Source organism: Rhodococcus sp. NPDC003348 (assembly GCF_053589375.1).
The window spans coordinates 22877-34328 of sequence record NZ_JBSFRT010000035.1; the positions used below are offsets into that span (position 1 = coordinate 22877).

Below are 11452 nucleotides of genomic sequence, written 5' to 3' on the forward strand. Positions count from 1 at the left end.
GTCAGGCTCCTGTGCGGGTCGCGCTCGAGGCGATGATGTCGCTGTAGGCGTCCGGGTCGGTGATGCCCTCGGTGCTGACGAGCAGGACGACGTCGTCGGGCGAGAGCAGTTCGGGTGCCCGAAGCAAACCGGCGAGCCCGGCGGCACCGCTCTCACCCGACGTGACGCCTTCGGCGTGCAGCAGCCGCATCGCCTCGCGGGCGGCGTCGTCGTCGACGGTCACGCACGCGGTCACGCCCGCCTGCAGTTCCGGCCACGCGAGCGGGGATACCTCCCCGCAGTTGAGGCCGGCCATGATCGAGTCGAGGTCGCCGTCCGCGACCGTGCGACGGCCCAGCTCGAGGCTCGGCGCGAGGCACGCCGCGGCGGTGGGCTCGACGGCGATCGCCCGGACACCCCGCGGCACGAGTGCCCGCACCATGGACGAGGCGAAGGCTCCGACACCGACCTGGAGCGAGACGACCGTCGGCTCCGGCTCGCCGGCTCCGTCGAGCTGCTCGAGCATTTCCGCCGCAATGGTCGAATAGCCCTCGATCACCCACCGGGGAATCCGGTCGTAGCCCTCCCAGGCGGTGTCGGAGACGACGATGTGCCCGGCCGTCGCCTGTGCCGCCGCCGCACGGACGGTCTCGTCGTAGTTGCCCTGGTGCACAACGACTTCGGCGCCTTCTTCTGCGATGGCCGTGATCCGGGCGGGTACGGTTCCGGCGGGGACGAGGATGCGTGACCGCAGGCCGAGCAACGCGGCCATGCGGGCGACCGCTCGGCCATGATTTCCGTCGGTCGCGGCGATCAGGGTGGTCGGGGTCCGGTCGGGGTGGGAAGCGCGCCGGGTCTCGAGTGCGATTCTCAGGTCGTCGAGGCCGGTCTCCGGCCCGCACGGGAGTTCCGTCAGGTCGGCTAGGGTCCGGAACACCGCCCACGACGCGCCGAGAATCTTGAAGGCGGGCAGTCCGAGTCGTGACGACTCGTCCTTGAGCCAGACGGTCCGCACGCCGAGGCATTCGGCCACCGCGGGGAGGGAGAGAAGCGGGGTGGTCTCGTATCCGTCCAGGTCGCGGTGGAATCGGAGGATGTCGCTCGGGTCGATCGGGTCGACGCCGGCGGGGGAGAGTGCGGTGTTGACGACGGTGACGCTCATCGCGCACCGCCCGGCAGCGACGTCACGATCGCCTCGGCGATCGCCGCGTAGCCGAGGGCCGCGCGCGCGAGGTCCGCGACGGGGACCGACTCGTCGACGGTGTGCGCCTGGTCCTCCTCACCGGGGCCGTACCCGATGCTGGGGATGCCGAGAACGCCCGCCGAACCCGATGCATTGGTGCAGAACTTGTAGACGCCGAGGTCGTCGGGCAACCCGATCTCACGCAGGGCGGAGGAGGCCACGACCACCAGATCCGAGTCCGTCGGGGTGAGCCAGGCGGGCGCGAAGTTCGGGCACACGACGGGGGTTCCGGTGTAGGTCGTGTAGTCGTCCGTGGCGATCCGGACCTCGCCGGTGGTGCCGTGCGTGGCGCAGACCCGATCGACGATGGCACGGACCGGGTCGAGCACGTTCGCCTCGGTCTCGCCCACGAGCAGGCGGCGGTCGTACGTCGCGGTGCACAGGTCGGGCTGGACGGACAGGCCCGGATACGGCCGGCTGATGACGTCGGTGAGGACCTGGATGCCGGGGCCGAGGGTCGGGTCGGTGGGCGGGGTGATCTCGCGCAGCGCGGCGATGACGTCGACCATCACCTCGGCGGCATTGATGCCCGCGGTCGGGTGGGCCGAGTGGCTCGACTTGCCGTGCACGTTGACGAGGATCTCGGCGCGGCCGCGCTGGCCGTGGTTGAGGGCGAGGTTCGTCGCCTCGGCGGTGATGACGTAGTCGGGACGGACGGTTTCGCACACCTTGACCAGGGCGGGTCCCTCCGCGAGTTCCTCGCCGATGGTTCCGGACAGCACCAGGGTGCCGATGGACCCGTCCTTGAGGGCGGCGAGTCCGTAGAGGGCGGCGGCGGTGGGGCCCTTCATGTCCATCGAGCCGCGGCCGTAGAGCCGGCCGTCCTCCACCTCGCCCCAGGGGCTGTGCTTCCATTCGGCTTCGTCGGTGACGACGACGGTGTCCATGTGGCCGTCGATCAGCACGGTGGGGCCGTCGCCGAGTCGGAGCGTGCCGATGACGTTGCCCCAGTCGTCGACGTCGACGTTGAAGCCGAGTCGCTCCATCTCGGCGCGCAGGACCTCGGCTGCGGCACCCTCCTCCGTCGAATAGCTCTGTGCGGCAATGTAACGCAGCAGGAAGTTCATCATCGCGTCTTCGTCGATGGCATGGTGGGTGGGGGTGTTCACTGGTGTCTCCGATCTCGGGGTGGATTAGTTCGGGTTGGGTGCGGCCGGTGTCAGGCCGAGCTCGTGCGGACGGTTCCGTTGCGGGTCCCGGTGTGGGCGCCGTTCTCCCACGCGGTTTCTCCGCCGACGACCACGAGGTCGATGCCGTCGGGGCCCGCGGTGGGGTCTGCGAAGGTGGCCCGGTCCACGAAGGCGGCCGGGTCGAGGAGGACGAGGTCGGCTCGCAGGCCCTCGGCGACCAGTCCACGGTCGTGCAGCCCGAGCCGTTCGGCGGGTCGGCTGGTCAGCCGGGCCACCGCTTCCTGCACCGGGACGAGGTGATCGCGGAAGACGTAGCGGCCGAGGACCCGGCCGGTGGTGCCGTACAGGCGCGGATGCGGGGACTGGTTGAACACGCCGTCCGAGCCGACCATCGCGAGGCGGTGACCGAAGATCGAGCGGACGGTCTCCTCGGCCGCGTAGTGGTCGATCATCGCTGCGTCGAGCTCGGTGTCGACGAGTAGATCGAAGACCGCTTCCTCCGGGCTGGTGTGCCCTTCGTCGGCGATCTCCTCGATCGTGCGGCCGACGTCGGTGGACCGGGAACCGGTGGCCTGGGTGACGTCGACCCGACCCGGGCCGACGCTGCCGAGGATGTTCTCCCAGCCGCTCAGCCCGGTCCGCATGTCCCGGGCCATCCGCCGGCGCTCGGACGGATCGCCCAGCCGGCACAACAGCGCGTCGGCGCCGCCCTCGAACGCGTAGGGCGGGAGCAGCGCCGACAGCAGGGTGCTGCCCGCTCCGTAGGGGTACTGGTCGAAGGTGATGTCGATGCGGTCGGCGGCCTCGTCGATCAGGTTCATCAGGTCGTCGAGCAGGTGCGCGTTCCCGATGATCTTCAGGTGGGACAGGTGCAGCGGCGCGCCGGTCCGTTCGCACACGTCGACGAACTCCCGGACGGATTGCACGACCTGATCCGCCTCGTTGCGGATGTGGGGGATCAGTGGCACGCCGTACTCGGCCGCGGCGTCCGCGACGACGGTCAGTTCCTCGGTGTTCGCGTACAGGCCGGGGGCGTAGATGAGGCCGAACGACACGGCGGCGCCGCCCGCGGCCAGGCAATCGCCGACCAGGTCGCGCATCCGGTGCAACTCGTCGAGCGTGGCCTCGCGCGCCACGTTGCCCATGACGACCTCGCGGACCGCGCTGTGGGGGACGCAGGAGACGATGCTGGTGGCAGGGCGCGCCGCATCGACCGCGCCGAGGTAGTCGGCGAACGATTCCCACTCCCACGAGGCGGTTCCGGGTTCGAGGCCGGCCAGATAGCGGCGGCGGCCGTCTCGCCCCTCGGCTCGGACCGGCGCCGGACCCAGTCCGTCCGGACAGATCAGCTCGGTGGTGAATCCGGACGAGATCTTCGCGGCGAGTTCGGGATCCGAGAACAGCCGGATCGCGCTGTGGGCGTGCATGTCGATGAAACCCGGCATCAGGTACCGGCCGGTGCCGTCGACGATGCGGGCACCGGCCCCGTGTTTCCGGGCCAGGCCGTCGCCGATGGCGCAGATCCGCCCGTCCGCGACGGCGACGTCGACGACGTCGAATCGATGTGCATCGATCACCGTTGCCCCGGTGATCACCATGTCTACGCTCATTGCTCTCCCTTCGGAGATCAATCTGTACTAGTTGTATTACGACTTACGACTGATGTCCGTTAACGCCCTGTTACGTGTGCGACACTGTCGGCATGCCTCGAGATTCCCGTTCGCCACGCCGCTCGGAGTCGTTGCCGCCCACCACTGTTCAAGGGAGCAGGAGGAGCCTTGCGACCGAGATCAGGGAGGCGATCCTCCGCGAGCTGATCCTGTCCGGAGCCGTCGAGCCGGGTAACTACCTGCCGGCCGAGTCCGAGCTGTGCGCGCGGTACGGGGTGTCTCGCATCACGGTGCGCGCCGCGCTCGCCGGCCTGAGCGAGGCGGGTTACATCGAACCCAAGCACGGCAAGGGCAGTCTGGTGTTGCCGCGGCCGCACACGCTCTCGTCCGGGCTGTCGCAGTTGTGCTCGTTCGAGGCGTACGCCGCCAAGCAGGGGCAGACCGTCACGAGCGCCAATCTGCGGATCCACGAACAGGATGCGGACGAGGACATCGCCGAGGCGATGGGGCTCGAGCCCGGCACGGGTCTCGTCTACGTGGAGCGGGTCAAGCTGTACGGCAAGAGCCGGGTCGGATGGATCGTCGACGCGGTGCCCACAGCGGTGCTCTCTCGCGACGAACTCTCCCGCGCCTTCGAGGGGTCGGTGCTCGACCTCCTCTTCGCCAAGCCGGAACTCGACGTCGCCTACAGCGACTGCACCCTCGCGGCCGTCGCCCTCGACTCCGGTATCGCCGATGCGCTCGATGTGGCGCCCGGGCATCCGGCGATGTACATGGAGGAGCTCACCTGCGACAACGACGGCAGAATCGTGAACCGCAGCCAGGCGTGGATGTTGAACGAGTACTTCCACTTCACGCTCCGCCGGCGCCGCTGAGGATCACGCTGCGCCGGCGCCGCTGACAATGACGCTGCGCCGGCGGCGCCGACGATGACGCGGCGCCGACGATGACGCCGTGCCGGCGGCGCCGAATCGCTGCAGCGTTTGACGGCGCGATGCCCGCCGGTCAGGATGTGGTGTGCGCAGTGTGATGTACGTCATACTCTCGACCGTTGTGGCGACGGTGCTCGCCCTGCTGACGGCGCCGATGGCGGCCGCGCAGGGGCCCTGGTTCGCGGATCGGGTCGGCGGCGCCAGCCAGGTGGTCGCGGTGGGCGGCACGGGTGGCTCGCAGGCGACGGTCGAGGCGTGGCAGCGGTCCCCGGTCGGCTGGCACCGTGTCTCCCCGGCGCTGCCCGCGACCGTCGGCGCGGACGGGTTCGCCGACCGCGCCCGGGACGGCATCCCCGCCACCCCGACCGGTGTGTTCACGCTCGACGAGGCGTTCGGCACGGCCCCGTTCCCCGGGGGTGGGCTCCCGTACCGCACCGTCGGCCCCGACGACTGGTGGGACGGCGACCTGGACAGTCCGACCTACAACACCCATCAGGTCTGCGTGCCCGGCACGTGCGCGTTCGACGAGGACTCCGCCGAGCAACTGCAGATCCCGGCCTACCGGTACGCGGTGGTGATGGGCGTCAACAAGGACCGGATCCCCGGCGCCGGCGGCGCGTTCTTCCTGCACGTCGCCAACGGTCGGCCCACCGAGGGCTGCGTCGCGATCGACGAGACCGCGCTGGTCTGGCTGATCCGATGGCTGCAGCCCGGTGCGGTCATCGCCATCGAGGCGTGACCGTGCAGGAAACCGGCGTGCTCAGCGGGCGCTGAGCACCCGCCGCAGTTCCTTGCGGCTGGTCTTGCCGACGCCGGTCTCCGGGAACGACTCCAGCACCTGCACCTTGTCGGGGATCTTCCACGCCGCGAGCCCGCGTTCGCGCACGAACGCCCGGATCTGCCCGGTCTTCGGCGGATTCGCCTCGTCGGCGGCGAGCACGAACGCGCACGTGCGCTCGCCGAGATACTCGTCGGGTATCGCGACGACCACCGCGTCCCGCACCGCAGGATGTGCCAGCAGGTGCTCCTCGACCTCCTCCGCGGACACCTTCTCTCCGCCCCGGTTGATCCGGTCCACCGCACGGCCGCAGACGGTGATGTTCCCGCCCGCGTCGACACGGACCACATCGCCGGTGCGGTACCAGCCGTCGGCGGTGAACGACCGGGCGTTGGCGTCGGAATTGCGGTAGTAGCCGCGAATTGTATAGGGGCCCTTGGTCAGTAGTGCGCCCTCGGTGCCCGCGGGGACATCCTCGTCATTCTCGTCCACCACACGGATCCGGTCGAACGGCGACATCGGCCGGCCCTGGGTGGTGGTCACCACCTCGTCGGGATCGTCGAGCCGGGTGTAGCAGACGAGGCCCTCCGCCATCCCGAACACCTGCTGCAACCGGGCGCCGAGCGCAGGGCCGATCCGGGCGGCCAACTCGTCGGGGCAGCGCGCCCCGCCGACCTGGACGGTGGCCAGGGTGGAGATGTCGTGCGGGTGGCCGCGTTCGGCGGCCTCGGTCCACAGCCGGGCCAGTGGCGGCACCAGTCCGGTCATCGTCACGCCGGCTCGTTCGATCATCGCGAACGCCGCGGACGGGCTGGGCGACGGCGTCAGCGCGATCGTCCCACCGGCCGCGACCGCGCCGAGGATGCCCGGGGAACTCATCGGGAAGTTGTGTGCGACAGGCAGAGTCGCCATGTACACGGTGTCCTCGGTGACGCCGCACAGTTCGTTGCTGCGCACCACGCTGTAGAGGTAGTCGTCGTGGGTGCGGGGGATCAGCTTCGGGATTCCCGTGCTGCCGCCCGACAGTTGCAGGAACGCCACCGCGCCGGGATCGACCGCCGGGAACTCGCGCGGCTCGCGGTGTCGGATGCGCGGCTCGCCGCGGTGTTCGATGCGCGGCTCGCCGCGGAGGCCGCCGAAGGCCACCGTTCCCTCCGGTGCCGCGGCGCCCGCATCGGGCACGCAGACGACGATGCGCAGCGAGGGCGATCCGGCCGCGACTTCGGCGGCGAGCGCCGCGTGGTCGAAGCCCTCGTGGTGGTGGGCGACGACGATCGCGACGGCCTCGGAGGCCGCCGCCAGCGCGGTCAGTTCCGCGGAGCGATGCGCGGGCAGGCAGAACACCGGTAGTGCGCCGATCCGGAACAGGGCGAAGACCGTCGCGACGTACTCGGCCCGGTTCGGCAGCTGCACCATCACCCGGTCGCGTGGAACGACGCCGAGGTCGGCGAGCCCGGCGGCCAGGGCGTCCACCCGGGCGTCGAGTTCGGTGTACGTCCAGGACGTCTCGGCGTCGATCACCGCGACCGCGTCGCCGCGCGCGGCCACCGTGTCGCGCAGGACCCGATCGAATGTCCGCCCGGCCCAGATGCCGTTGTCGCGGAAGCGGCTCGCCTCCTCGTCGGGCCACGGCGTGAACTCGACCGGACCCCGTGAGGACACCGACATCACTGGACTCCCATCTCGCGAAGCGCACACCGCGTGCGCGGCAAAGCGAAGCTAAGGATAGCCTAGGCTCATGGTGGTGGATGGAGTGACCGGACGGTCCGTGCTCGTGACGGGCGCCGCGGGTGGCATCGGGGCCGCCGTGGCGCGGGTGTTCGAGCAGGCGGGCGCGACCGTGGCACGGTGGGACCTCGCCGGTGACGAGCAGGCCGACCTGCGCACGGGCGGGATCCTCGCCGTCGACGTGACCGACGCCGACGCGGTCGCCGCCGGATTCACCACGACCGAGGACGCGATCGGGCCGGTCTCCATTCTGGTCCACGCCGCCGGCGTCCTGCGCACCGGCTCCGGGCTGGACCGCGGCGACGACTGGGACATCTGCATGGCGGTCAACGCGACCGGCACCCGCAATGTCGCCGGCGAAGCGGCCCGGCGTTTCGTGGCCGCCGCCGACGCGGGCGCGCAGCCGGGCGTGATCGTCGGGGTCTCCTCGAACGCCGCACCGACCCCGCGCACCTCGATGGCCGCCTACGGCGCGTCGAAGGCCGCGGCGACGGCCTACCTGCGCAGCCTCGGTCTCGAGCTCGCGCCGCACGGAGTCCGGTGCAACATCGTCTCTCCCGGTTCAACCGACACCCCGATGCTGCGCGGCATGTGGTCGCGCGAGGACGAATCCGCCGCCGTGATCGCCGGTGACGCGTCCGCGTTCCGGCTCGGGATACCTCTCGGTCGCCTCGCGCAGCCGGAGGACATCGCGCAGACGGTGCTGTTCCTCTGCTCGGACGCCGCCCGGCACGTGACGCTGCACGATCTTCGGGTCGACGGCGGCGCCACCCTCGACATGTGAACCGCCACAACCGAACTCGACCACCGAACACGACAAAGGAGTAACCGGATGGCCATTCCTCCGATCGCGCCGTACCAGCTGCCGGGCCGCGACGAAGTGTCCGCCGACCGCGTCGACTGGGCGCTGGACTCCTCGCGCTGCGCGCTGCTGATCCACGACATGCAGAAGTACTTCATCGACGCTTACGAGCCGGGTACCGAGCCGATCAGCTCGGTGGTGGCGAACATCGCCGCCATTCGGGATGCCTGTGCACGCGCCGGAATCCCGGTGATCTACACGATGCAGCCGGGCGATCAGCACCCGTCCCGCCGCGGCATCCTCGCCGACTTCTGGGGCGTCGGCATGGCCACCGGCCGTGACACCGAGGTGATCGACGAACTCACCCCGCGGCCGTCCGACATCCAGGTCACCAAGTGGCGGTACTCCGCGTTCCAGCGCACCGACCTCCGGCAGCTGCTGGGGCATTTCGGTCGCGACCAGCTGATCGTGACCGGGGTCTACGCACACATGGGGTGCATGCTCAGCGCCACCGAGGCGTTCATGAGCGATGTCGCGCCGTTCCTGGTGCTGGACGCGACCGCCGACTTCACTCGCGACGAGCACCTGATGGCGCTCGAATACGTGGCCAAGCGGGCCGGGCGGGTGCCGACGACGGCGGAGGTGGTCTCCGCGATCGACGCGACCACGGCGGTGGCGGATCCGGAGGCCGAGTCGGCCACCGCCTGACGAGGAGCGGTCAGGCGGTGACGCCGAGTGCCGCCATGATGGTGCCGAATTTCGTTGTGGTCTCGTCGAGTTCGCTCTTCGGGTCGGACGCCTCGACGATCCCGCCGCCGGCGTGTGCGGTGGCGCTGAGGCCGTCCGCGGCGATCTGCGCGCAGCGGATGGTCACCATCCACTCGCCGTCGCCGGACGCGTCGCACCATCCGACCGTGCCGGCGTAGAAACCGCGGCTGCCCTCGACGGCCAGGATCGTGCGCATCGCCTCCGGGGTCGGGGTGCCGCACACCGCGGGCGTGGGGTGCACCGCGAGCGCGAGCTCCAGCGCGCCAACGGCCCGGTCGCGCAGCGTCGCCCGGATGGGGGTGCCGAGGTGCCACAGCTGGGGCGTGTTGGTCAGCACCGGACTGCGCGGGGCGTCGATGTCGGTGCACAGCGGCTCGAGGGCGGCGCGCAAGAAGTCGATCACGTAGGCGTGCTCGGTGAGGTCCTTGGCCGAGGCCGCCAGCGCGCGGCCGCGGGCCGCGTCGATCTCCGGATCGGGATGGCGCGGTGCGGACCCGGCGAGGGGATGGCAGGTGACGAGGTCGCCGCGGCGCCGGATCAGCACCTCGGGACTGGACCCGACCAGGCGCACGCCCCGGTGCGCCTCGCCGGCTGCGCTGAGGTCCACCGAGAAGCCGTTCCCCGCGGGGTCCGCGGCGACGAGGCGTTCGAGGATCGTGGTGTGGTCGAGCGGTGCGGCGGCGTCGAGTTCGACGGCACGGGCGAGAACGACCTTCCGGAGCGCGGATTCGCGGAGCAGCGCGACCGTGTCGGCGACCCGACGGGCGTGGTCCGCGGGGGACGGGACGCGGCGCCGGATCGACACGGCGGGCACGGCGGCGTCGGGGCGGGCGACGGGCAGCGGCGCCGACGTGACGTCGAGGCGGTGCGGCACGGTGAGCGCGGCCGGTTCGCGGACGTCGAACGGCAGCGCCCCGACGATCGCGGGGATCCGTCCCGCGCGCAGGCGCGCCACCGCGTCGTTCGGGTCAATGGTGGTGTCGGCCACCCCATGCCCGCTGACGGTGCCGTGCGGCCGGGACAGGACGAAATGCGGCCCGGTCGGGTGCGGTGCGTCCTGTGTGGTGGCCGGGTTCGTGGCCGCGGCGGTTGTCATCACCTGTTTCCTCGCCGGGGTGGCGCCTGAGCCAACCCCTGTCGCACTCTACTTCGCTTAGGCTAACCTATCGGTCGTGAACCGCATCATGCTCTCCGGGAAGATCCACCGTGCCACCGTCACCCAGGCCGACCTGCACTACGTCGGCTCCGTGACCATCGACGAGGACCTGATGGATGCCGCCGACGTGCTCGAGGGTGAGCAGGTGCACATCGTCGACATCGACAACGGCGCCAGGCTGGAGACCTACGCGATCGCCGGTGCCCGCGGATCGGGCGTGATCGGCATCAACGGTGCTGCGGCACACCTCATCTCACCCGGTGACCTGGTGATCATCATGGCCTACCGGCACGTCGACACCCGTGAGGCCGCGGACTTCGTGCCCCGGGTCGTGCACGTCGACGCGAGCAACGGCATCGTCGAACTCGGATCGGATCCGGCCGAGCCCGTGCCCGGCGCGGTGGATCAGCTCGCCACCCGCTGAGCGGATCCGGCCGCGCAGGCCGTCAGGCGTGCTCGCGCCGCCGGTGGTCGAGCGACTCGACGGCCTGATCGCGGAGCGCCCGTACCCGGGCGAGCGCGCCGGCGACCGGTGCGCGCCAGTACCCGGAGGCGTCGAGCAGTTGCTTCGGCACCCCGAGCTCCTTGGCGACCGCGCGCAACTCCCGCACGATCGCGGCCTCCCCGGCGATCCACATCCATCCCTCACCGGTGGCGGGGGCGATCTGCCGCACCGCATCGGCGAGCAGCTTCGCGTCGGCGACGCCCTCGCGACGGTGCACCCAGGTGACACCGGTCAGGTCGGCCTGCTCCTCTTCGGGGCCGTCCACGAGGACGACGGCGTGCAGGATCGCGGGATCGGCGTGCGTGTCGACGTAGCGGCCGATCGCGGGCAACGCGGTCTCGTCCCCCGCCAGCAACCACCAGTCCGCGCCGGTCGGCGGGATGGTCGAGACCTTCGGTCCGGCCAGGTGCAGCACGTCGCCCGGCTTCGCGTCGCGTGCCCAGTTCCCGGCGACGCCGTGGCCGTGCACCACGAAGTCGAGGTCGAGTTCGCCGGTGACGGGGTCGAATCGGCGGACGGTGTAGGCGCGGGCGACCGGTGCGGGTTTGCGAGGCCAGTGCAGGTGGCCGTCGTGCTGCTCGGGCAGCACGGGCTCGGTCTCGCCCTCCTCCGGCAAGAAGATCTTCACGTAGTCGTCGGCGCCCTCGGTGCGGAACGCGGTCACGTCGAACTCGCCGGAGCGGAAGCCTTCCAGCTGCTCGCCGCCGACGGTGATCCGGCGCATCCGCGGAGTCACCTCGGTGGTGCGGACGACCCGCAACTCGCGCAGGACGATCGGGAGATCGAGCCGCCTGGACGGGGTGGTCACCGGCATGCGCTGG

11 protein-coding genes are annotated in these 11452 nt (G+C 70.9%); 5 read left to right on the forward strand and 6 right to left on the reverse strand.

Going from position 1 to position 11452, the window contains the following annotated elements:
• Window position 1: 1 nt before the first annotated feature.
• The 3 genes from ACWDU4_RS20910 to ACWDU4_RS20920 are packed head-to-tail and all read right to left on the reverse strand — an operon-like array spanning window position 2 to window position 3962.
• Window positions 2-1141 (reverse strand): diaminopropionate ammonia-lyase, encoded by a 1140-nt coding sequence (locus ACWDU4_RS20910; RefSeq protein ID WP_450115838.1) that lies wholly within the window; start codon window positions 1139-1141, stop codon window positions 2-4.
• Window positions 1138-2331 carry a YgeY family selenium metabolism-linked hydrolase gene (locus ACWDU4_RS20915; RefSeq protein WP_450115839.1) on the reverse strand — a complete coding sequence of 398 codons (1194 nt, stop codon included), beginning with the start codon at window positions 2329-2331 and terminating at the stop codon, window positions 1138-1140. The genes ACWDU4_RS20910 and ACWDU4_RS20915 overlap by 4 nt, the downstream gene beginning before the upstream one ends.
• A 50-nt stretch (window positions 2332-2381) precedes the next feature.
• Window positions 2382-3962, reverse strand: coding sequence for an N-acyl-D-amino-acid deacylase family protein (locus ACWDU4_RS20920; protein ID WP_450115840.1), 1581 nt, complete (start codon window positions 3960-3962; stop codon window positions 2382-2384).
• Between the two features lie 92 nt (window positions 3963-4054).
• Between ACWDU4_RS20920 and ACWDU4_RS20925 the strand changes: the two genes are divergently transcribed.
• The gene (locus ACWDU4_RS20925; RefSeq protein ID WP_450115841.1) at window positions 4055-4837 is read left to right on the forward strand and encodes a GntR family transcriptional regulator; all 783 of its coding nucleotides are present in this window, start codon (window positions 4055-4057) and stop codon (window positions 4835-4837) included.
• Window positions 4838-4991: 154 nt separating this feature from the next.
• Complete coding sequence (locus ACWDU4_RS20930; RefSeq protein ID WP_450115842.1) at window positions 4992-5633, forward strand: L,D-transpeptidase family protein; 642 nt, start codon at window positions 4992-4994, stop codon at window positions 5631-5633.
• A gap of 21 nt (window positions 5634-5654) precedes the next feature.
• Here the strand turns inward: ACWDU4_RS20930 and ACWDU4_RS20935 are convergent, their stop codons facing one another.
• A complete protein-coding gene (locus ACWDU4_RS20935; RefSeq protein ID WP_450115843.1) occupies window positions 5655-7340 on the reverse strand; it encodes a (2,3-dihydroxybenzoyl)adenylate synthase in 1686 nt (561 codons plus the stop codon).
• A 70-nt stretch (window positions 7341-7410) separates the two neighbouring features.
• On the opposite strand from ACWDU4_RS20935, the gene ACWDU4_RS20940 reads away from it, so the two are divergent.
• Together ACWDU4_RS20940 and ACWDU4_RS20945 are read left to right on the forward strand one after the other, a co-directional pair.
• The gene (locus tag ACWDU4_RS20940; RefSeq protein ID WP_450115844.1) at window positions 7411-8184 is read left to right on the forward strand and encodes an SDR family oxidoreductase; all 774 of its coding nucleotides are present in this window, start codon (window positions 7411-7413) and stop codon (window positions 8182-8184) included.
• A gap of 48 nt (window positions 8185-8232) precedes the next feature.
• Window positions 8233-8910: an isochorismatase family protein gene (locus tag ACWDU4_RS20945; protein WP_450115845.1), complete on the forward strand. Its 678-nt coding sequence runs from the start codon at window positions 8233-8235 to the stop codon at window positions 8908-8910.
• Between the two features lie 10 nt (window positions 8911-8920).
• Here ACWDU4_RS20945 and ACWDU4_RS20950 read toward each other — a convergent pair whose 3' ends face one another.
• Entirely contained in the window at window positions 8921-10066 is a 1146-nt protein-coding gene (locus tag ACWDU4_RS20950; RefSeq protein ID WP_450115846.1) for an isochorismate synthase, read from the reverse strand.
• A gap of 88 nt (window positions 10067-10154) precedes the next feature.
• Between ACWDU4_RS20950 and panD the strand changes: the two genes are divergently transcribed.
• On the forward strand, window positions 10155-10550 hold the full coding sequence (gene panD, locus ACWDU4_RS20955; RefSeq protein ID WP_450115860.1) for an aspartate 1-decarboxylase: 396 nt from the start codon (window positions 10155-10157) through the stop codon (window positions 10548-10550).
• 22 nt (window positions 10551-10572) lie between these two features.
• Here the strand turns inward: panD and ACWDU4_RS20960 are convergent, their stop codons facing one another.
• A complete protein-coding gene (locus ACWDU4_RS20960) occupies window positions 10573-11445 on the reverse strand; it encodes a siderophore-interacting protein (RefSeq protein WP_450115847.1) in 873 nt (290 codons plus the stop codon).
• Window positions 11446-11452: the final 7 nt, after the last annotated feature.